18 protein-coding genes, 1 pseudogene and 1 riboswitch are annotated in these 20,002 nt (G+C 70.7%); of the genes and pseudogenes, 8 read left to right on the top strand and 11 right to left on the bottom strand.

Annotation, left to right across the window (positions count from 1 at the left end):
• Positions 1 to 49: 49 nt before the first annotated feature.
• Together AB0J90_RS12285 and AB0J90_RS12280 are read right to left on the bottom strand one after the other, a co-directional pair.
• Positions 50 to 1,486, bottom strand: a complete 1,437-nt coding sequence (locus AB0J90_RS12285; protein WP_363595009.1) for an endo-1,4-beta-xylanase — start codon at positions 1,484 to 1,486, stop codon at positions 50 to 52.
• Between the two features lie 480 nt (positions 1,487 to 1,966).
• Positions 1,967 to 2,128, bottom strand: coding sequence for a hypothetical protein (locus AB0J90_RS12280; protein ID WP_363595007.1), 162 nt, complete (start codon positions 2,126 to 2,128; stop codon positions 1,967 to 1,969).
• 74 nt (positions 2,129 to 2,202) lie between these two features.
• On the opposite strand from AB0J90_RS12280, the gene AB0J90_RS12275 reads away from it, so the two are divergent.
• On the top strand, positions 2,203 to 2,331 hold the full coding sequence (locus AB0J90_RS12275; RefSeq protein ID WP_363595005.1) for a hypothetical protein: 129 nt from the start codon (positions 2,203 to 2,205) through the stop codon (positions 2,329 to 2,331).
• A 44-nt stretch (positions 2,332 to 2,375) separates the two neighbouring features.
• On the opposite strand, the gene ahcY is transcribed toward AB0J90_RS12275, so the two are convergent.
• Positions 2,376 to 3,836, bottom strand: coding sequence for an adenosylhomocysteinase (gene ahcY / locus AB0J90_RS12270; RefSeq protein WP_363595003.1), 1,461 nt, complete (start codon positions 3,834 to 3,836; stop codon positions 2,376 to 2,378).
• A 117-nt stretch (positions 3,837 to 3,953) separates the two neighbouring features.
• Positions 3,954 to 4,028, bottom strand: a riboswitch (S-adenosyl-L-homocysteine riboswitch).
• Positions 4,029 to 4,206: 178 nt separating this feature from the next.
• Between ahcY and AB0J90_RS12265 the strand changes: the two genes are divergently transcribed.
• From AB0J90_RS12265 to AB0J90_RS12250, 4 genes are all read left to right on the top strand, one after another.
• Positions 4,207 to 4,758, top strand: a complete 552-nt coding sequence (locus AB0J90_RS12265; protein WP_363595001.1) for a hypothetical protein — start codon at positions 4,207 to 4,209, stop codon at positions 4,756 to 4,758.
• 83 nt (positions 4,759 to 4,841) lie between these two features.
• On the top strand, positions 4,842 to 5,702 hold the full coding sequence (locus tag AB0J90_RS12260; protein WP_363594999.1) for a DUF4097 family beta strand repeat-containing protein: 861 nt from the start codon (positions 4,842 to 4,844) through the stop codon (positions 5,700 to 5,702).
• A 311-nt stretch (positions 5,703 to 6,013) separates the two neighbouring features.
• Positions 6,014 to 6,967 carry an ATP-binding cassette domain-containing protein gene (locus AB0J90_RS12255; protein ID WP_363594997.1) on the top strand — a complete coding sequence of 318 codons (954 nt, stop codon included), beginning with the start codon at positions 6,014 to 6,016 and terminating at the stop codon, positions 6,965 to 6,967.
• Positions 6,964 to 7,755 carry an ABC transporter permease gene (locus AB0J90_RS12250; protein WP_363594995.1) on the top strand — a complete coding sequence of 264 codons (792 nt, stop codon included), beginning with the start codon at positions 6,964 to 6,966 and terminating at the stop codon, positions 7,753 to 7,755. Before AB0J90_RS12255 ends, AB0J90_RS12250 begins: the two co-directional genes overlap by 4 nt.
• A gap of 123 nt (positions 7,756 to 7,878) precedes the next feature.
• Here the strand turns inward: AB0J90_RS12250 and AB0J90_RS12245 are convergent, their stop codons facing one another.
• On the bottom strand, positions 7,879 to 10,671 hold the full coding sequence (locus AB0J90_RS12245) for a LuxR C-terminal-related transcriptional regulator (RefSeq protein WP_363594993.1): 2,793 nt from the start codon (positions 10,669 to 10,671) through the stop codon (positions 7,879 to 7,881).
• A gap of 68 nt (positions 10,672 to 10,739) precedes the next feature.
• Here AB0J90_RS12245 and AB0J90_RS12240 point away from each other — a divergent pair, with 68 nt between their 5' ends.
• From AB0J90_RS12240 to AB0J90_RS12230, 3 genes are all read left to right on the top strand, one after another.
• Complete coding sequence (locus AB0J90_RS12240; RefSeq protein WP_363594991.1) at positions 10,740 to 11,138, top strand: alpha/beta fold hydrolase; 399 nt, start codon at positions 10,740 to 10,742, stop codon at positions 11,136 to 11,138.
• A gap of 196 nt (positions 11,139 to 11,334) precedes the next feature.
• On the top strand, positions 11,335 to 12,069 hold the full coding sequence (locus AB0J90_RS12235) for an SDR family oxidoreductase (protein WP_363594989.1): 735 nt from the start codon (positions 11,335 to 11,337) through the stop codon (positions 12,067 to 12,069).
• Between the two features lie 43 nt (positions 12,070 to 12,112).
• Positions 12,113 to 13,093: a LysR family transcriptional regulator gene (locus AB0J90_RS12230; protein WP_363594987.1), complete on the top strand. Its 981-nt coding sequence runs from the start codon at positions 12,113 to 12,115 to the stop codon at positions 13,091 to 13,093.
• 16 nt (positions 13,094 to 13,109) lie between these two features.
• Here AB0J90_RS12230 and AB0J90_RS12225 read toward each other — a convergent pair whose 3' ends face one another.
• From AB0J90_RS12225 to AB0J90_RS12195, 7 genes and pseudogenes are all read right to left on the bottom strand, one after another.
• Complete coding sequence (locus AB0J90_RS12225) at positions 13,110 to 13,718, bottom strand: TetR/AcrR family transcriptional regulator (protein WP_363594985.1); 609 nt, start codon at positions 13,716 to 13,718, stop codon at positions 13,110 to 13,112.
• A 64-nt stretch (positions 13,719 to 13,782) separates the two neighbouring features.
• Entirely contained in the window at positions 13,783 to 15,000 is a 1,218-nt protein-coding gene (locus AB0J90_RS12220; protein WP_363594983.1) for an acyl-CoA dehydrogenase family protein, read from the bottom strand.
• Positions 15,000 to 16,019, bottom strand: a complete 1,020-nt coding sequence (locus AB0J90_RS12215; protein WP_363594981.1) for a phosphotransferase family protein — start codon at positions 16,017 to 16,019, stop codon at positions 15,000 to 15,002. The genes AB0J90_RS12220 and AB0J90_RS12215 overlap by 1 nt, the downstream gene beginning before the upstream one ends.
• On the bottom strand, positions 16,016 to 16,813 hold the full coding sequence (locus AB0J90_RS12210; protein ID WP_363594979.1) for an SDR family oxidoreductase: 798 nt from the start codon (positions 16,811 to 16,813) through the stop codon (positions 16,016 to 16,018). Before AB0J90_RS12210 ends, AB0J90_RS12215 begins: the two co-directional genes overlap by 4 nt.
• A 245-nt stretch (positions 16,814 to 17,058) precedes the next feature.
• Positions 17,059 to 17,730: a class I SAM-dependent methyltransferase gene (locus AB0J90_RS12205; protein ID WP_363594977.1), complete on the bottom strand. Its 672-nt coding sequence runs from the start codon at positions 17,728 to 17,730 to the stop codon at positions 17,059 to 17,061.
• Between the two features lie 80 nt (positions 17,731 to 17,810).
• Positions 17,811 to 18,223 (bottom strand): annotated as a pseudogene (locus AB0J90_RS12200) (ATP-binding cassette domain-containing protein); the annotation flags it as partial.
• A 418-nt stretch (positions 18,224 to 18,641) separates the two neighbouring features.
• The gene (locus AB0J90_RS12195) at positions 18,642 to 19,931 is read right to left on the bottom strand and encodes an ABC transporter substrate-binding protein (RefSeq protein WP_363595045.1); all 1,290 of its coding nucleotides are present in this window, start codon (positions 19,929 to 19,931) and stop codon (positions 18,642 to 18,644) included.
• Positions 19,932 to 20,002: the final 71 nt, after the last annotated feature.

Genomic DNA, 20,002 nt, shown 5'->3' with positions numbered 1-20,002 from the left:
GGCTCCGGTGCGCAGGGCGCCGCCCCCGCGCACCGGAGCCGGTCGGGGGTCAGCTCGCGGCGCAGGTGGGCGTACCGCTCGGCGCGGTACCGGTGCCCTGGAAACCGAACTCGGTCACCTGACCGGCGGTGAGCCGGCCGTTGTAGGCGACGTTGCTCAACTGGACGCTGCCGGTGTTACCGCTGCGGGTCGTGTTCCAGGCGTTGGTGATCGTGGAGCCGGACGGAAGCGTCACGCCGACCGTCCAGCCGTTGGTGCCCGACGAGCCGGCCGTGACCCGGATGGTGGTCACGTACCCGCCGGTCCAGGCGTTGTTCGACAACGTGGCCGAGCAGCCGGCTCCACCGGGCGGCGGGGTGGTGGTCGGCGGAGGAGTCGGCGGCGGGGTGGTGGTGGGAGGGGTGGTGGTCGGCGGCGTCGGCGGGGTGGTGATCGGGTTGCCGCCGCTGTTGAGCGCGTTCAGCGTGGACGTGTACGCGGCCTTCTTGTTGCCGCTGCCGTCGAAGAGCAACGGGGTCCCGCTCGCCCGCCACGAGTCGGTGTCCCGGATGCCCCACACCGTGATCCCGGTGCACCGGGTGATGGCCAGGCACGCCTGCACCACACGGGCGAAGTTGTTCGCCTGGGTGGTGCCCGAGCCCTCGATGTCCAGTTCGGTGATCTGCACGTCGACGCCGAGGTTGGCGAACCGCTGGAGGTTGGCCTGGTAGTCGCTCGGCACCGGGCTCTGGGCGTTGAAGTGGGACTGGAAACCGACGCAGTCGATCGGTACGCCGCGCGCCTTGAAGTCCTGCACCATGGCGTACACGGCGTTGGACTTCGCGTTCTGCCCGTCGGTGTTGTAGTCGTTGTAACAGAGCTTCGCGCCGGGGTCGGCGGCCCGAGCGGCGCGGAACGCCGCCTCGATCCAGTCGTTGCCGGTGCGCTGGAGGTTGGAGTCGCGCCGGTTACCGCCGCCGCCGTCGGCGAACGCCTCGTTCACCACGTCCCAGGCGACGATCTTGCCACGGTAGTAGGTGGCCACCTGGGTGACGTGGTTGAGCATCGCGTTGCGCAGGGCGGTGCCGGACATGTTCTGGGCCCAGCCCGGTTGCTGCGAGTGCCAGGCCAGCGCGTGTCCGCGTACCTGCTGGCCGTTGGACCGGGCGCTGTTGACGATGCGGTCGGCGTTGGCGTAGCTGAAGTTGCCCTGCGACGGCTCGGTCGCGTCCCACTTCATCTCGTTCTCGGCGGTGACGCTGTTGAACTCGCGGTTCAGGATTCCGACGTAGGTGGAGTCGGAGAGCTTGTTGGCCGCGACCGCGGTGCCGAAGTAGCGGCCCTTCTCGGCGGCCGACGCGCCGAGCGTGGTGCCGGCGCTGGCGGTCGGGGCGAAGACCATCGTCGCGCCGACGGCGAGGGTTGCCGCCGCGCCGAGTGCCAGGGCCAGCCGCGGCCCCGACCTCAGTCGGGCCTGTCGGCCACGACGATCCGTTGTGTCGCTCATCTCTGTTGCCTCCGGACGGTTCGGGAAGGGATGGACCGGCAGGCATGGAGAACCAGCCCGCGGGTCGGGATACACGGATGCGAAGTCGCCGGCCTCGCCCGGCTCATAGCGGCGCCCACCGCCCGGAGGGGCAAACCGCTACAGCATCGACCTGGCGTCTTCTGACCATCCATCAGGCGACATGGGCAGGCAGCGCCAACATGCCTGGCACGTCATCTTCTGGATCATACAGAACAGTTGCGTGGGTCGATGTTAGCGGAAAGTTTCAGAAACTATCAATGGCTGCTGGGCGTTGGTCGTGAGGCGGGTGGAGCTACCGCCCGGCGCGGTCTCCCCGCCGGAGGCCGACGTGAACAGGCACGACACGACGGGCGACGATCGACGGGAGCACCGAAACGAGGCCGGTAGACCAGGCCGTGCTTCCAGGGCATTACCGGTAACTTGCGGTCGATCCTCCACAAGCGAGATCGTCCCGGTCACTCAGGCGGACTCGCGTACGACCAGCTCGGTCGGCACGACCCGGGAGGGGCCGGTTCGCGACGGATCAGGCGCAGCCGGACATCCGCCATGTCCCGGCACACCCGCGCTGCCCCGCAGCGGTCGACTGCCGGGGAAGAACTCCGCGCTCTGCACGTACTCCATCGCCTTGACGAACTCGGGGCCCCCGATCCGCGTGGCCCGCGCTGATCCCGAGGGTCCTGACCGACCTCGGCGAGATGGCGCCCTCCGTACTCCTTCCCGCCCACTGCACCGGGTGGCGAGCGCAGCGGGCGATGGCGGCCCGCTTCGGAGACGCGTTCGTGCCGAACACGGTCGGCACCGCACTCACGCTCCAGGCGACCTGACCGCTCCGGGAGCCTCGACGGCTCCCGGAGCGGGCTCCGCCGGGTCAGTAACGGTAGTGGTCCGCCTTGTAGGGGCCTTCGACGTCGACGCTGAGGTAGTCGGCCTGCTTCTTGGTCAGGGTCGTCAGGCGTACGCCGAGCGCGTCGAGGTGCAGCCGGGCCACCTTCTCGTCCAGGTGCTTGGGCAGTACGTAGACGTCCTTGGCGTACTCACCGGGCTTGGTGAACAGCTCGATCTGCGCCATCGCCTGGTTGGTGAACGAGTTCGACATGACAAAACTCGGGTGGCCGGTGGCGTTGCCGAGGTTCATCAGCCGGCCCTCGGAGAGGACGATGATCGAGTGTCCGTCCGGGAAGCGCCACTCGTGCACCTGCGGCTTGATCTCCACCCGTTCGATGCCCGGAGTCTGGGCCAGGCCGGCCATGTCGACCTCGAGGTCGAAGTGGCCGACGTTGCCGACGATCGCGTTGTGCTTCATCTTCGCCATGTGCTCGGCCATGATGATGTCGGTGCCGCCGGTGGTGGTGATGAAGATGTCCCCGGTCGACACCACGTCTTCGAGTTCGACGACCTGGAGCCCCTCCATCGCGGCCTGTAGCGCGCAGATCGGGTCGATCTCGGTGACCACGACCCGCGCTCCCTGACCGCGCAGCGACTCGGCCGCGCCCTTGCCGACGTCGCCGTAGCCGCAGACGACCGCGAGCTTGCCGCCGAGCATCACGTCGGTGGCGCGGTTGAGACCGTCGGCGAGCGAGTGGCGAATGCCGTACTTGTTGTCGAACTTCGACTTTGTCACCGAGTCGTTCACGTTGATGGCCGGGAACAGCAATTGGCCGCTGCGGGCCAGCCGGTAGAGCCGACCGACGCCGTTGGTGGTCTCCTCGGTGACGCCGCGCATCTGGCCGACGACCCGGGTGAAGCGTTGGTTGTCGCTGGCCAGGCTGTCGGCGAGGGTCTGCAGGATGAGCTTGTACTCGACGTGGTCGTCCTCGTCGGGCAACGGCACGGCACCGGTCTTCTCGTACTCGAAACCCTTGTGTACGAGCAGCGTGGCGTCGCCCCCGTCGTCGACGATCATGTTCGGGCCCTGCCCGTCACCGAAGTCGAACAGCTGCATGGTGCACCACCAGTACTCCTCCAGGGTCTCGCCCTTCCAGGCGAACACCGGCGTACCGCTGGGCGCCTCGACCGTGCCACCGGGGCCGACGACAACCGCGGCGGCGGCCTCGTCCTGGGTAGAGAAGATGTTGCACGAGACCCAGCGGACCTGGGCGCCGAGCGCGACGAGGGTCTCGATGAGCACGGCGGTCTGGACGGTCATGTGCAGTGAGCCCGCGACCCGTGCTCCGCGCAGTGGTTGGGCGTCGGCGAACTCCCGCCGGATCGCCATCAGGCCGGGCATCTCGTGTTCGGCCAGGCGCATCTGGTGCCGTCCCGCTGCAGCGAGCGACAGGTCCGCCACCGCGAATTCGACACCGTTGATCTCTTGCAGTCGTGCGTTCATGGATTCCTCTTCCGTACTCCGTGATGCTGGAGGTCGGTGGGACGGGGTCCGCACCGGTACGGCGCCGCGACGGTGGTAGCCCGCAGCGCGGCAGAAGATGCCAAAAAGGGCACCTCCTGCTCGGAGGCGCCCTTGTGTCTGGCCACAGATCGAGCGTGGCGGATGGAATCCGTCGCAGCGCCTCTCGACCCGGGCCGCGCCCCGTGGGGCGCCCGCACATCATAACGCGATCGGAACCGCTACCGGGTGGCGCCAGCTCGACGGCACCTGGCACCGCCTGATGCCATGTTGGCGCCAACAGTGCGCCATCCGGCGCCAGCGGCGCCAGATGTGGCTTGCCATGGCGCCATCGTGGTGCCATGATGGTGCCATGGACATCACGCAGTACGTCGACAACCTGCGGCGGCAGCTCGCGGTCGCCGCCGAGGCCGGGGGCGACGACGCCCGCGCCCTCGCCGAGCGCCTGACCGCGCCGCTGGAGTCGGCCGTCCGGCTCACCCTGCTCGACGCGTTGTCGGCAGCGGCGGACGAGATCACCCGCGACCTCGCACCGGGCTCCGTGGACCTCCGCCTGCGGGGCGGCGAGCCGGAGTTCGTGGTGGCGCCACCACCGGCCGCACTGGCGCCGGGACATCTGCCCGGGGACAGCTTCGACGCGTACGAAAGCCCGACCGAGCCCCGGACGGCCGCCGCACCGACCCCCGCGCCGGACGCCGACGACGGCGCCGTCTCGCGGATCAACTTCCGCCTGCCCGAGCAGCTCAAGACCCGGATCGAGGAGGCCGCCGGTCGGGAACGCCTCTCGGTCAACGCCTGGCTGGTCCGGGTCGCCGCCGCCTCGCTCGCGAAGGAGGAACGCGACCGCCAGCCCGAGCGGCAGAACAACTGGGCCGGACAGCACTACACCGGCTGGGTCCGCTAGCCACGGATCGCCATCCGTCACATCACTGCTCCAACCCCGCCACCTCGTAAGACATCCACCAGACCCATCAGGAGGGCACCGCCATGCCTAGTTTCGAAACCCCGGGCCCCATCTCCGCGACGATCGACCTCGTTGTCGGCCGCGCCCGGATCACCGCCAACGACCGCGGCGAGACGGTGGTCGAGGTCCAGCCGAACGACCGTTCCAACGAGCTCGACGTGAAGGCAGCCGAGCAGACGCGGGTCGAGTTCACCGACGGCAAGCTGCTGGTCAAGGCACCGAAGCTGCGTACGCTCTTCAGCAACAAGGTCGGGTCGGTCGACCTGACCGTCGAGCTGCCGACCGGCTCGGACGTGCGCGCCTACGCCTCGCTGGCGGACTTCGACACCGAGGGTCGGCTCGGCGAGTGCCGGTTCAAGACCAGTCTCGGCAACATCGGGCTGGACCGTACCGGCGCGCTGCACGCGCACACCAGCAGCGGTCGGATCACGGTGGGCCACACCACGGGCGACACCGAGGTCACCACCCACTCCGGCGACGTGGAGATCCGCGGGATCGCCGGTCGAGCGGTGATCAAGAACTCCAACGGTGACATCACCATCGGCGAGGTCACCGGTGACCTGCGATCGAACGCGGCCAACGGTGACATCTCCGTCGACCGGGCACTCGGTCCCGTGACGGCCAAGACCGCGAACGGCAACGTCCGCATCGGCGAGGTCGTACGCGGCTCGGTGGTGATCGAGTCCGCCTCCGGTGACCTGGAGGTCGGCATCCGCAGGGGTACGGCCGCCTGGCTCGACGTGAAGTCCGTGTCCGGCCGGGTTCGCAACGAACTCGACACCTCCGACGGCCCCGGCACGTCGGACGAGACCGTAGAGGTACGCGCCCGCACCTACGCCGGCGGCATCCTGATCCGCCGTTCCACCACCGTCCCCGCCGAGTGACCCGCGCCCGGCCCTGACCGCCACGGCCGGAAGCGCTGCACCACCCGGCCACCTGCCCCGACCCCGCCCCACCCGACCTCGCTTCGCCTCGCGAGGACGATCCCGCGCCGCGTTTCCTCCGGCTCTCCCACATGCTCGCCCGTCCGGGGCGAACGACGGCACCGGTGCGCCCGTGCCACCGCCGTCCGCACCGCTTTCCGGCTCGTCGACCGAGCTTCCCACCGCAGTCGAACCAGACCTGGCGCCCGACGCCGGGCGATGGCGCCTGCCCAGACACGGCAGCACCACCTCGCAAACCACAAGGAGATGAGATGACCACACCCGGATCGGCGATCGCGGTCGCCGGACTGCGTAAGTCGTTCGGCAAGCAGGTCGTGCTCGACGGCATCGACCTGGACGTACCCGAGGGAACGATCTTCTCGTTGCTCGGTCCGAACGGCGCCGGCAAGACCACCATGGTGCAGATCCTGTCCACGTTGATCAGCGCCGACGGCGGGAACATACGGATCGTCGGCCACGACCTCACCGGGGACCCGGACGGCGTACGCGGCGTGATCGGGGTGACCGGGCAGTTCTCGGCGGTGGACAACCTGCTCACCGGTGAGGAGAACCTGCTGCTGATGGCGGACCTGCGTCACCTGGGCCGCCCTGCGGGACGCCGGCTCGCCGCCGACCTGCTCGACCGGTTCGACCTGGTCGAAAGCGCCGGGAAGCCCGCCTCGACCTACTCCGGCGGTATGCGTCGCCGGCTCGATCTCGCGATGACCCTGGTCGGCAACCCTCGGGTCATCTTCCTCGACGAGCCGACAACGGGCCTCGACCCGCGCAGCCGTCGCACCATGTGGCAGATCATCCGCGACCTGGTCGCCCGTGGGACGACGATCTTCCTGACCACGCAGTACCTCGAGGAAGCCGACCAACTCGCCGACCGGATCGCCGTACTCGACCACGGCAAGCTGGTCGCCGAGGGGACACCGAGCCAGCTCAAGGCCCTGGTCCCCGGTGGCCACGTGGAGCTGCGCTTCGCCGACGCGAGCGGGCTCGACCGCGCCGCCCGTGGGCTCGTCGAGTCCACCCGGGACGACTCCAACCTCACCCTGCGGGTGCCGACCGACGGCAGCTTCCGGGCCCTGCGGGCCGTACTCGACCAACTCGACCGTGAGGCGGTGGAGGTCGACGGCCTCACGCTGCACACCCCCGATCTCGACGACGTGTTCCTCTCGCTCACCGGACAGGCCGACCAGAAGACGGAGTTCGTACGATGACCACCCTCTCCTACGCCGCCCACGACTCGGCGACCATGCTGCGGCGCAACCTCAAGCGCATGGTGCGCTACCCGGCCCTGACGATGTTCGTGATCGGTGGGCCGCTGGTGTTCCTCCTGCTGTTCGTCTTCGTCTTCGGCGGCACCCTCGGCGCGGGGCTCGGCGGCACGTCGGGTGGCCGGGCGGAGTACCTGCGGTACGTCGTCCCCGGCATCCTGATGATGACCGTGGCCGGTACGGCGCAGGGCACCGCGATCTCGGTCGCCATGGACATGACCGAGGGCATCGTGGCCCGTTTCCGTACGATGGCGATCTCCCGCGCGGCCGTACTGACCGGACATGTCGTCGGCGCCGTCATCCAGACGATGCTCGCCATCGTGGTTGTCGTCGGGTTCGCACTGCTGCTCGGCTTCCGGCCCTCGGCCGGCCCGGTCGAGTGGGTGGCGGCGATCGGCGTGCTCATGCTGATCACCGTCGCGGTCACCTGGTTGGCGGTCGGCCTGGGCATGGCGGCCAAGAGCGTCGAGAGCGCCAGCAACGCCCCCTCCGCCCTGCTGCTCCTGCCCTTCTTCGGCAGCGGATTCGTACCCACCGACTCACTGCCGGCCGGGCTGCGCTGGTTCGCCGAGTACCAGCCGTTCACGGCGGTCATCGAGACCGTGCGCGGGCTGCTGACCGGAGGCCCGATCGGCAACAACGCCCTCATCGCCGCCGCCTGGTGCGTGGCCATCGCCGTGCTCGGTTACCTGTGGGCGCTGCGGTCCTACAACCGGGACCCGGCCAGGTGACCGCGTCGCGACCAGGCTCGGTGGAGACGCTGTCGCAAGCACGCAACTAGCACGGTGGCCCGTCCGGTGACCCGGCACGGGCCATCGTGCCGTCCCCGGCCGTCGGGAAGCACGAGCCGCCGGCTACGACGACATGACGCGCACCAGGTCGGTCCGGGACCGGATGCCGAGCCGGCTGAAGATGTTGCGCATGTGGTGGTCGACGGTACGGGTGGACAGGAACAGCCGGGCGGCCACCTCCCGGTTGGTCGCGCCCTCGGCCACCAGCCGGGCGATCTGCAACTGCTGCGCGGTCAGCGCCCCGCTCACCGGCACCGCCGACGCCTCGACCGCCTCCCCTGCCGCCCGCAACTCGGCACTCGCCTGCGCCGCCCACACCTGCGCGCCCAGGTGCACGAACGACTCCCACGCGCTGTGCAGGTACTCCCGCGCGTCGCGGGGCCGCCGGCTGCGCCGCAGTTCCTTGCCGAACAGCAGTTCCGTACGCGCCCGCTCGAACTCCGAGCCGGCGGCGGGGTGCAGCAGCAGCGCCGTACGGAACGCCGCCTCCGCCTCCTCGCTGCCGCGCGGCGCCAGCAGGGCGTGGCACCGGGCCGAGATGGCACGGCGGGCGGGGTCACCGGTGTCGTTCGCCCAGTCGTCGAAGACCGCCAGCGCGGCGAGCGCGGGTGCGGGGTCGGTGCACCGGGAGGCTGCCTCGACCAGGTACGGCATGGCCATCATCTGGATGAGGATCTGGCCGTGCCCGGTGACCGGGTCGGCGAGCCCGGCCAACCTGGTGAGCGCGTCGTCGCACCTGCCGACGGTCAGGTCGAGTACGCCCAGCGCCCACTGGCCCAGGGCCCGGGGTCGACTCTCGCCGTCCGGCCCCTCCCCCAGCTCCCCCAGCCAGCGGTCACAGGCCGGGTGGTCGCCCGCGATGGCGGCGAAGACCGCGAGCAGGCCCAGGTGGGTGGCGGCGCAGTTGTCCTGCCCGGTGTCCCGTGCCGTACGCAGTCCCTCCCGGGCGGTCTCGGTCGCCGCCTCGTCCGGGCCGAGCCAGTACTCGGCGCACGCCCTCAGCTCCAACACCCTGGGCAGCAACGCGACCTGCCCGGTGGTGCGGGCCAGCTCGGCGGCGCGGCTGGCCGACCGGTGGGCGGCCTGGTCGTCGGCCAGCAACAGGCTGTCCGCACTCGCCACCGCGAGCGCGGCCGCGTCGTCGAGCCGGGTCGCGAGCGCGACCACCCGACGCAACGCCGGTACGGCCAGGTGGTGTTCGCCGCGAAGCATCGCACCGAAGCCGACGACGTGGTCGAACATCAACTCGGTGGCGGGTGACCGCACCGGGTGGCGCAGCGCGGTGGCGCGCTGGGTGAGCTCGTCGAAGCGGCGGTCGTCGCCGGTGAAGTTGGCCGCCTCGCCGGCCCGGACCAGGGCGGTGAGGGCGAGGTCGGGCCGGTGTTCGGCGAGCAGGTCCGCGGCGGCCAGCAGGATCTCGATCGCCACGGCGGCGGATCCCGCGCGCAGTTCGATCTCGCCGCGCAGGAGTTGGATCGTGCCGAGCAGCTCCGGCCCGACCGTGACGGCTCCGGGCACTTCCGGGATGAGCGAGTCGGGCGACGGTACCCCCTGCCGCCCTACCGGCCCGCCGACCAGGCCACCGAGCAGTTCCCGAGCGCGCCGAGGGCGGCCGGCGAGCCAGGCGTAGCGGGCGGCGGTCACCAGTCGGGTCGCCGCCGCGACCGGTTCGGGGGTGAGCTGTGCGGCCCGCTCCAACGCGACCGACGCGGTGAGGTATCCCCCTCCGCCGCTGGCGGCGGCCCGTTCGAGTTCGGCGGCGAGGTGCGGGTCCGGGCCGACCGCCGCGGCGGCGAGGTGGACCGCGCGGCGCAGCCGCTCCCGCTCACCGTCGAGGACCCCGGCCAGTCGCAGGTGCCCGGTACGCCGTCGGGCCAGCGGCGCCTCGTCGTGCACGATGGCCCGTACCAGGGGGTGGACGAAGTGGACCCGGTGGGTCTCGACCCGGACCAGCCCGGACAGTTCGGCCGGGGTGAGCGCGTCGATCACCATTGCGGATGCCTGGGCGGCCCGGACCAGGGTGGACGCGTCCAGTTCGGGGTCGAGCGCGGCGAGCAGCAACAGCCAGCGGGTGTCCGGTGGCAACCCGGCCAGGCGTCGGCGGTAGCGCCTGCGCAGCACGCTGTCCGGGGCGAGCGTGGCGGGTGGCGGTTCTTCGCCCCGGCGTTGCGCCGGGGTGAGCGCGGCGGCCAGGTCGGCGAGTGCCTGCGGGTTGCCGGCGGCGAGCGCGACGAGGGCGGCTGCCACCCGGGCGGGCGGCGGCTCGGGTAGCAGGTCGGCGAGGAGTTCGACGCTGGTGGTGTCGTCCAGACCGTCGAGGTGCCGGGCCGGGATGCCGCCGAGCGCGGTGTCCGGTCCGGCGCCGAAGAGGACGGCGACCGGTTGGTCCCGCAGTCGCCGGGCGGCGAACGTCAGCGCGTCGGTGGACGGTGGGTCGAGCAGGTCGATGTCGTCCACGGTGCAGAGCACCGGCCGGTCCCGGCCGGCGGCGACGAGCAGGGCGTGTACCGCCATGGACAGGGCGAACCGGTCCGACGCGGGGCAGCCGGCGCCGGCGACGGCCTGGGCGAGCACCCGGGCGAGCGAGCTGGGCAGGGCGGCGGCGTGGTCGAGCACCGGTTCGACCAGGCGCTGGAGCCCGGCGTACGCGAGCCCGGTCTCCTCGGCCAGGCCGGTGGCGGCCAGCACGGTGACGTCGGTGGCAACGGTCCTGGCGTAGCCGAGCAGGGCGGTCTTACCGATGCCCGGTGGACCGTGGAAGAGCAGTGCGCCGCCGTTGCCCCGGGCCGCCCGGTCGAGCAGGCCCACGACCGCGTGCCGTTCGACGGTCCGGCCATGGAGGGTGGTTATTTGCACTGTTGATGCAGTAACCATAGGCTCAGTGTTACCTATGAGTAACGAGTTGGAAAGAGGCTGGTGACCTGATGGTCCATCGATTTCGGTCGTTCGACGGCGTGGAGATCGCCTACCAACGGTGGGGCACCCCGGACGGCACCCCACCCGTCGTGCTGCACCACGGCTTCGTGGTCGACGCCAGCACCAACTTCGTCGGGCCGGGGGTGGTCGCCGCGCTCACCACCGCCGGGCGCTGGGTGGTCGCCCCGGACGCGCGCGGGCACGGCGCGTCGAGCAAGCCCCACGACCCCGCGCGGTACGGCGAAGCCGCCATGGCCCGCGACCTCGCCGCCCTGGTCGACCTGCTGGACGTCGACCGGATCGACGCGATCACCGACGGCAAGCTGCTCGTACTGCCGGGCGACCACCTCGGAGTCGTACGCGATCCGGGTTTCGCCCTGGCGATCGTCGACTTCCTGACGGCCTGATCCCGCCATCCCGAGAGGGCCGCCCGAACCGATGGGTTGTCCCATTGCCGCACCTCACCCCGCATCCACGTCGGATGCTGCACCCGGTCCATCTCTCAGGGAGATGTTGATCATCGGAATGATCCGTTGGATCTGATGCTGCCGGAGAGTCAAGCTTGGCTCGACAGCTTGGCCCCCGGCTCAAGGAGCATCAACCATGGACACCCCCCAGCGCGTGGCGATCATCACCGGCGGCTCCCGTGGCATCGGCCGCGAGAGCGCGGAGCGGCTGGCCACCGACGGGTACGCCGTCGTGGTGAACTACGCCGGCAACAAGGCCGACGCGGACAGCACGGTCGCCGCGATCACCGCCAAGGGCGGCGACGCGATCGCCGTACAGGCGGATGTGGCCGACGAAACCGCGGTCGCCGCGCTCTTCGACACGGCCGAGCGCACGTACGGCGGCATCGACGTGGTGGTCCACGCGGCCGGCATCATGCCGGTCAGCCCGTTGGTCGATCTCGACCTCGACCTGCTGGACCGGATCATCCGGACCAACCTGCGCGGCACCTTCGTGGTGAACCAGCAGGCCGCCCGCCGGCTGCGCCCCGGTGGCGCGATAGTCAACGTCTCCAGCTCGATCAGCCGGTTCGCCCGGCCCGGCTACACGGCCTACGCCGCGAGCAAGGGCGGGGTGGAGGCGATCACCCTGATCCTGGCCCGCGAGCTGCGCGGTCGGGACATCACTGTGAACGTGGTCGCACCAGGCCCGACCGCGACCGGGCTCTTCTTCGACGGCAAGGACGAGGCGACCGTGAGCCGGATCGCGGCCGAGCCGCCGCTGGAGCGCCTCGGCACCCCGCAGGACATCGCCGAGATCATCGCCTTCCTCGCCGGTCCGGCCCGCTGGATCAACGGCCAGGTGCTGTACGCCAACGGCGGCGCCATCTGACCCACCGGCCCGCACCCCCCGAAGCGGGTTCCCGGAGTCCACGATGAGCGAGACCACGGAGCGGGGCGGCCGACGGTCGCCCCGGGTACGGGCCAACCGGCCGTCGGAGTATGTGATCCTTGGCGGAGTGGAACTCAGGCATCTGGAGTATTTCGTCGCGGTCGCGGCGGAACGCAGTTTCACCCGCGCGGCGGGCCGGCTGCACGTGGTGCAGTCCGCCGTCTCGTCGGCGATCTCCGCGCTGGAACGCGAACTCGGCGCGGTGCTGTTCGAGCGCAGCGCGCAGCGGTTCTCCCTGACCGACGCCGGAGAGGCGCTGCTGCCCAGAGCGCGGGCGACCCTCGACGCGGCCCAGTCTGCCCGCGACGCCGTCAACGAGGTGGGCCGGGAGCTGCACGGCTCGGTTGCCGTCGGCTGCCTGACCGGCGTCGGCGGCATCGACTTCGCCGGTCTGCTGGGCGAGTTCCACCGGACCCACCCCCGCGTACGCCTGCGCTTGCGGGCGGCCACCTGGGACGGTTCGGCCGGACTGGCCCGTGCACTGGTCGACGGCGAGGTCGACGTCGCCTTCCTCGGCGTCGGCGGCCGGCCGTTCCCGCACCTGCAAACCCGCCTGCTGGTACGGATCCCGCAGGTGGTGGTCGTACCGACCGATCATCCGCTGGCCCGGCAGGATTCGGTCACCCTGGCCGAGGTGGCCGACGAGCCGTTCATCGACTACCCGCTCGGGTACGCCAACCGCACCGCCAACGACGCCGCGTTCCGGGCCGCCGGGCTGGAACGGGTGATCGGCATGGAGGTGACCGACGTGGGGGTGGCGGCCGACTTCGCCAGTCATGGCCTCGGCGTGACGATCCTGCCGACGCACACCGTGCCACGCACGCCGCTGTGCAAGGCGCTGCCGGTGACCGACCAGTCGCTGGAGTGGTCGCTGCACCTGGCGACGGCGGAGCAACGCCGGATCAGCTCGGCCACCGCCGCGCTGATGGCCATGGTGGACGACCACCTGACCCTGCCGGGCTGAGCGCCGCCGCGCCGGTTCAGACCTTGGACTCGGTCAGCAGCGCCCGCACCGTACGGGTCATCACCGCGCGGGCCTTGTCGACACCGAGCCCGAGACCATCGCGCAGCATCGACCAGGCCGGCCACATGCTCGCCGCCACCAGGGCGTTGACGAGTTCGTCCCGTCCGGCGCCGGCCCGGTCGAGTTCGGCGGCGAACAGGTCGAGCACCTCGTCGCGTACCCGGTCGATGTGTTTGAGCCGGTTGAGGTGCAACTGGGCGGAGACCGGTTCGCGCATCTGCGCGGCCCGCGCCGACGGGGTGATCAGTTGGAGCAGCCGGGCACGCTGTCGGCAGTAGGCGTCGACCCGCTTGGCCAGCGGCAGGTCGGGTGAGATCCGCCGGTACGCGGCGTCCTGCTCCTGCAGCAGGCGCTCCCCGCTGGCCTCGAAGAGCGTCTCCATGTCCTTGAAGTTCGTCCAGAGCGTACGCAGCGACACCCCGGCCCGGTCGGCGATCCGTTCACCGGTCGGCCGTAGGTCCCCTTCGGAGATGAGCGCGAGGTGCGCCTCGACGATCGCCGCCCGGGTACGTTCCGCGCGCGCGGTCCGCCCGTCGACCCGAGCCGGTACGTCGGCCTGGCCCATCTCGCCACTCCTCCTCCGCCCCGACACCTGGGGCAAGATCACGCATGCAGAGTGTAGCCAGCGGTCATGGGGCCACCGGCAGGTGGCGGCGCAGTTCCCGCCGGGCGAGCGAGCGGCGGTGTACCTCGTCGGGGCCGTCGGCGAACCGGATCGTCCGGGCTCGTGCCCACATCTGGGCCAGCGGGGAGTCCTGGCTGACCCCGGCCGCGCCGTGCACCTGGATGGCCCTGTCGATGACCCACTCGACCGCCTGCGGGACCACGATCTTGATCGCCTGGATCTCGGTGTGCGCGTGCCGGTTACCCACGGTGTCCATCAGCCAGGCGGTCTTGAGCACCAGCAGCCGGGCCTGTTCGATGCGCACCCGCGACTCGGCGATCCAGTCCTGGATCACACCCTGGTCAGCGAGCGGTCCGCCGAACGCCTGCCGCGCGCCGGCCCGCCGGCACATCAGCTCCAGCGCCCGTTCGGCCATGCCGATCAGGCGCATGCAGTGGTGCACCCGGCCGGGGCCGAGCCGGGCCTGCGAGATGGCGAATCCGTCGCCGGGCGCTCCGACCAGGTTGCCGGCCGGGACCCGTACGTCAACGAAGTCGATCTCGGCGTGTCCACCGTGGTCGCCGTCGTCGTAACCGAACGTGGTCATACCCCGGCGGATGTTCACGCCGGGCGTGTCGCGGGGCACCAGGATCTGGCTGTGCTGACGGTGACGCGGCCCGTCCGGGTCGGTACGCCCGAGCACGATGACGATCTCGCAACGCGGGTTCATCGCCCCGGTGACGAACCACTTCCGGCCGTTGATCACGTAGTCGTCGCCGTCCCGCTCGATCCGGGTGGCGATGTTGGTGGCGTCGGAGGAGGCCACGTCGGGTTCGGTCATCGCGAACGCGGACCTGATCCGTCCGTCGAGCAGCGGCATCAGCCAGCGCTCGCGCTGCTCGGCGGTGCCGAACTCGGCGAGCAGTTCCATATTGCCGGTGTCGGGGGCGGCGCAGTTGAGGGCGGCCGGGGCCAGGCCGGGACTGCGGCCGGTGATCTCGGCGAGTGGGGCGTACTGGAGGTTGGTCAGGCCGGCGCCCCGCTCACCGGGGAGGAACAGGTTCCACAGCCCGCGCCGACGGGCCTCGGCGGCGAGCCGTTCGACCACCGGTGGTCTGGTCCACGGCTCACCGGTACGCGCCTGTCGCGCGAACTCCGGTTCCGCCGGGTAGACGTGCTCGGTCATGAAGTCGAGCAGCCGCCCGCGCATCCGTACCGTGGTGTCGTCCAGGCCGAAGTCCATCAGCTCTCTCCCAGCGTGCTCAGGCCCTGTGCGATCAGCGGCGGGACCCGTTCGCCGACCCGGTCGAAGCCGGCGCCGACGGTCTGTCCACGTACGTAGCGGTAGTGCACGCCCTCGAGGATCACGGCGAGCTTGAACGAGGCGAAGGCGACGTACCAGCCCAGGTCGCGTACATCCCGGCCGGTGCGGTCGGCGTACGCGGCGGCGAGGTCCCCGGGGGCGGGCCAGCCGGGGGCGTGCAGCCGGGCCGAGTAGACCAGCAGCAGGCCGAGGTCGGTGAGCGGGTCGCCGAGGGTGGACATCTCCCAGTCGAGCACCGCGCGGATGTCACCGTCCGGTCCGACCAGCGTGTTGTCCAACCGGAAGTCACCGTGCACGACGGTGGCGGCACCGGCCACCGGTACGGCGGCGGCGAGCCGGTCGTGCAGTTCCTCGATGCCGGGCAGGTCCCGGCTGCGGGAGGCGTCGAGTTGGGTCTTCCACCGGCGTACCTGCCGGGCGGCGAACCCGTCCGGGCGGCCGAAGTCGACGAGCCCGACGCTGTCGGGTGCGACGGCGTGCAGGTCGGCGAGGGTGTGCACCAGCGACCGGGCGAGCCCGGCCACGGCGGCCGGACCGAGCGCGGTCAGCTCCGCCGGCACCCGGTAGACCCGTCCCTCGACGTGGCGCATGAGGTAGAACGGCGCGCCGATGACGTCCGCGTCGGGGCAGTGCAGCAGCACCTGCGGCACCGGCACCGGGGTCGGCGCGAGGGCCCGCTGCACCCGGTACTCGCGGCCCATGTCGTGTGCGGTGGCGAGCACGTGGCCCAGCGGCGGTCGACGTACCACGAGACGGGTCCGGCCGTCGGTCACCTCGTAGGTGAGGTTGGACTTGCCGCCTGCGAGCACCCCGCCGCGTAGCGGGCCGTCGACCAGGTCGGGCGCCTCCCGGTCGAGGTAGCCGCGCAACCGGCGCAGGTCGAGACCGGGCAGCGACCCGCCGGGTTGCGGGTCGGCCGTCGACCGTGGGCCGCTCACCGTCCGTCGGCCGCCGCGTCGAGCCCCTGCTGTACGCGGTTCATCCCGCGCAGCCACCGGTCCGGGTCGGCGGCTCGTCGGGCGTAGAAGGTGGCGACCTCCGGGTGCGGCAGGATCAGGAACCCGTCGCCGTCGAGCGCCGCGAGCACGCAGTCCGCCACCTGCTCGGGTTCGAGCGCGTCGGCGTCGAGCAGGGTGGCGGTGGGGCCCTCGCCGCTGGCGAGCATGGGTGTACGCACACCCTGCGGGCAGAGCGCCTGCACGGTGATGCCCCGGTGGGCGTACGTGGCGCGCAGCCATTCAGCGAAGCCGATCGCCGCGTGTTTGGTGACCGAGTACGGTGCCTTGCCGAGCAGGGTGAGCAGCCCGGCCGCGGACACGGTCAGCACCAGCCGTCCCCGCCCCACCGGCAGCCAGTACGGCAGCAGCGCGCGGGCGGCGTGCACGTGGGCGAGTACGTTCACCCGCCAGGCGGAATCCCAGTCGTCGAGTTCGGCATCGACCCCGCCACCGGGTGCCACCCCGGCGTTGGCGCAGAACAGGTCGACCCGACCGAGCCGTTCGTACGCGGTGTCGACCAGCCGGCCCACCTCGGCCCGGTCCGCGGCGTCGCCCGGGACGGCGTGTCCACCGATCCGGTCGGCAACCGCACGGGCGGCCTCGGCGTCCAGGTCGTTGACGATCACCCGGGCACCGGCGGCGGCGAACCGGGTGGCGAGCGCGGCACCGATGCCGGAACCGCCTCCGGTGACGACCACCCCGGCACCGGCCAGGTCGAGTCCGGCGGAGCTCACCAGGACCGGCTGACTGACCGAACCGACAGGTCGACAGAATATGCATTCACAGTGCTAATACTAGGAGCCGCGCCATCGACCCGTCAACGCCGTACGCCGGACGTCGCCGTCGCTGCTTTCTTGGCGTGAGTTCGCTTTCCTCGGCGTGAGTTCGCCCGTCGTCTAACCCTGGCGGTCACGCATGGTCACCGGATGCGGGCGATCTGGCGGCCGGTGTCGGGGTGGGGCACTCTCGGCGGGAGCCGCTACGCGCGAGCCAACACGCTTACGCGACCGGGCTCGCCGTTGCACTCGACGACGGTCAGGCCCTGCTCCTCGACCAAACGAGGGAGGGAGTTCGTGTCGTAGAAGCGGACGACGCCGGGTACGAGGTGATAGCACGCTGCGCGCAGCCGCCAGTACGGCTTCTGGGAAGTGGGCGACCTGCTGTCGCGAGCGGGAGCAGTGATCAACAGGTGCCCTCCCGGCCGGAGGCAGCGCCGGATCTCGGCGAGGAAGGCCGCGGGATGCGGGAGGTGCTGTAGGACGAGGATCGCGAGGACACCTGCGAGCGACGCGTCCGCGAAACGGAGCGGCGCGCTGAGGTCGTACACGTCGAATGCGGCGGCGACCTCGTCGCGCCTGGCTCGTGTCCGCGCGACCTCGACCATGCGAGGTGACCCGTCGACACCGACGACGTCGTAACCGCGCCGTGCGAGTGCGAGCGCGTGCGCTCCAGGCCCACAACCGAGGTCGGCTACAGGTCCGGGTGGTGCGACGACGTTCGCGAGCTCATCGGCGGTCCGCTCGACCAGGTCACGATGCTCCGGCTCGTCGCGTCGCCGCGCCCAGGCCGCGCTCTCGCGGTCGTACACGAAGCGAAAGAACCAGTGCAGGGCAGGCATGGTGACGACGCTACGCGTGCCGCTGTCCGTCACTTCGTATCGGTCGATCCCCGGCAGCGACTCACGAGCAATCCTGACGCTTCGCGCGTCGACGTCACAGACCTGAACCGAATCTACGAGCCCGGATCGGTGGCGCGGTAGCCGGCGGCCTGCAACGCGAACAGTTCGGCGTACCGGCCGCCGGCGGAGACCAGCGCGTCATGGGTACCGGACTCGACCAGGGCGCCGTCGTGCAGCACGAAGATCCGATCGGCGTGCCGTACGTTGGCCAGCCGGTGCGTGATCAGGATCGTGGTCGCCCGGCCCTGCCGGTCCCGGATCGCCTGGAACAGCGCGTCCTCTGCGCGCGGGTCCAGCGCCGAGGACGGCTCGTCCATGATCAGCAGCTCGGCCTCCCGGAGGAAGCCGCGCGCCGCCGTGATCCGCTGCCACTGCCCGCCGGAGAGGTCCTGCCCGTTGGCGAACGTACGGTCCAGCAGCGTCTCGTAGCCGTACGGCAGGTCCCGGATCATGCTGTCACGTGGGACCTCCGGACCTGAGGATCAACGGCACTGACCGAACGGCCTGATCTCCGTCGACATCCGAGATCGGTTCCTTTTCTATGTGTCGCAGTTATCGGAGGGCCGCTTTCCGACCGGGACATCGTCCTCCCTATCGTCGCGGCACCCCTGTCGGTCGGATTCCCTGACCTCGTCACCGAGGACCCGAAGGTACGGGAAGAGACGCCTCCACCGCCGTTCTTCAGACCTATTCCTACACACTCTGCTCGACGGCGGAGTATCCCGATGAGGACGGTCCGATCCACCGGATGGATTCACCTATCCGGGACCGAGCGCCGGGCACACACTGGTCGGCTTCCCGCAACAGCAAACTGGCCTCCTCCCCTGGACAGGGAAGAGGCCAGTTACCGACTTCGTGCGCCCCGACAGCGGGCGGGGCAACCGTCAGGAAGCGGCGGGGATGCCGTTCGCCGGTGGTGCGGCCGGCGCCACGGTGTACTCCTTCACCGGTCCGTCCGCCTCGTCCGTCTCGTACGTCGCACCGAAGTAGCTCTGCACCCCGCCGGTGACCTTGCTCAGCCGCGCGCCGCCGTACCCGGAGTGGTCGGTCTTGGAGAACCGCAGCGGTGCCAGGCCCGGCCCCTGGAAGCCGCCCTTCTCCACGGCCGCGAGCAGCGACTCGCGGGTCAGGTCCTTGCCGGCCGCGAGCAACGCCTGCACGGTCAGGTAACCGACCGACATGCCGTAGACGGTGTTGCCGTCGAACGGCGCGTCCCCGTTGTGCTCCTTGTTGACCTTCGTGAAGAGCTGGATCCACGGGTTCGCCGCGTCGTTGTCCATCGGCATGTAGTTCGAGCCGACCACACCTTCGAGCAGCGGTGCGGCCGCGCCGAGCGACTTGGCGAGGGTGTCGTAGTCGGCGCCGACGTTGGAGACGATCCACTGGGGCTTGAACGCGAGCCGGGCCGCGGTGCCGATGGACAGCGCGGTGAAGCCCGGTACGGTGGCCAGCACGACGACCTGGCAGCCGGCCGCCTTGAACGCGCCGATCTGCGGGGCGACGTTGGTGTTGCTGGTGACGTACGTCTGCTTGGCGGCGACCGTACCGGCGCCGAGGATCTTCTCCACCCCGGCCAGGCTGTCGCGGCCGAAGTCGTCGTCCTGGCCGAGGAAGCAGACCTTCTGCCCGGCGAGGTCGGTCTTGATGTAGTTCGCCAGGATCTTGCCCTCGACGGTGTAGTCGGTGTTGTACCCGAACGTCGACGGGTACTTCTCCGGCTGGTCCCAGCTACGGCTGCCGGAGGCGACGAAGAGGTCCGGCACCCGGTTGGTCTTGAGGAAGTCGAGCACCCCGGTGTGTGTCGGGGTGCCGAGGCCGTTGACCACGGCGAACACCTTGTCCTGCAACACGAGCTGCCGGACCACCTGCTGGGTGTTGGCGGGGTTGTACCCGTCGTCCATGATCTTGTAGGTGAGCTTCCGACCGTGCACCCCGCCGTTGGCGTTGACGTAGTCGAAGTAGGCCTTCGTCGCCGGCGCGATGCTCGAGTAGCCGGCCGCCGCCGGCCCGGTCAGCGGCATGTGCGTACCGAGCACGATCTCGGTGTCGGTGACGCCGGGCACGGGTGCCCCGCCGCCACCGGAATCACCGTCGTCGCTGCACCCGGCGGTGGTGACGAGCAGGCTGAGCGAAGTGGCGATCACGAGACCGCGTCGTACGATGCTGCGTTGCATCATGGGGAGGCACCGACCTTTCTCGGTCCGGTTCTGTCTGACGGTGGTGTGTGTGCTGGTGCGGTGAGTGG

The sequence above is a fragment of the Micromonospora sp. NPDC049523 genome (genome assembly GCF_040676775.1).
Classification (GTDB): domain Bacteria; phylum Actinomycetota; class Actinomycetes; order Mycobacteriales; family Micromonosporaceae; genus Micromonospora_G.
Note: the sequence above shows the minus strand (reverse complement) of the source record. Positions and strands in the feature narration are given on the sequence as shown.

Coding starts and splice junctions, on each gene's coding strand:
- AB0J90_RS12240 (WP_363594991.1), top strand. CDS start 10,740: ATGGTCCATCGATTTCGGTCGTTCGACGGCGTGGAGATCGCCTACCAA.
- AB0J90_RS12280 (WP_363595007.1), bottom strand. CDS start 2,128: ATGGAGTACGTGCAGAGCGCGGAGTTCTTCCCCGGCAGTCGACCGCTG.
- AB0J90_RS12265 (WP_363595001.1), top strand. CDS start 4,207: ATGGACATCACGCAGTACGTCGACAACCTGCGGCGGCAGCTCGCGGTC.
- AB0J90_RS12255 (WP_363594997.1), top strand. CDS start 6,014: ATGACCACACCCGGATCGGCGATCGCGGTCGCCGGACTGCGTAAGTCG.
- AB0J90_RS12225 (WP_363594985.1), bottom strand. CDS start 13,718: ATGGGCCAGGCCGACGTACCGGCTCGGGTCGACGGGCGGACCGCGCGC.
- AB0J90_RS12275 (WP_363595005.1), top strand. CDS start 2,203: ATGGCGCCCTCCGTACTCCTTCCCGCCCACTGCACCGGGTGGCGAGCG.
- AB0J90_RS12220 (WP_363594983.1), bottom strand. CDS start 15,000: ATGGACTTCGGCCTGGACGACACCACGGTACGGATGCGCGGGCGGCTG.
- AB0J90_RS12195 (WP_363595045.1), bottom strand. CDS start 19,931: ATGCAACGCAGCATCGTACGACGCGGTCTCGTGATCGCCACTTCGCTC.
- AB0J90_RS12250 (WP_363594995.1), top strand. CDS start 6,964: ATGACCACCCTCTCCTACGCCGCCCACGACTCGGCGACCATGCTGCGG.
- AB0J90_RS12285 (WP_363595009.1), bottom strand. CDS start 1,486: ATGAGCGACACAACGGATCGTCGTGGCCGACAGGCCCGACTGAGGTCG.
- AB0J90_RS12235 (WP_363594989.1), top strand. CDS start 11,335: ATGGACACCCCCCAGCGCGTGGCGATCATCACCGGCGGCTCCCGTGGC.
- AB0J90_RS12230 (WP_363594987.1), top strand. CDS start 12,113: ATGAGCGAGACCACGGAGCGGGGCGGCCGACGGTCGCCCCGGGTACGG.
- ahcY (WP_363595003.1), bottom strand. CDS start 3,836: ATGAACGCACGACTGCAAGAGATCAACGGTGTCGAATTCGCGGTGGCG.
- AB0J90_RS12260 (WP_363594999.1), top strand. CDS start 4,842: ATGCCTAGTTTCGAAACCCCGGGCCCCATCTCCGCGACGATCGACCTC.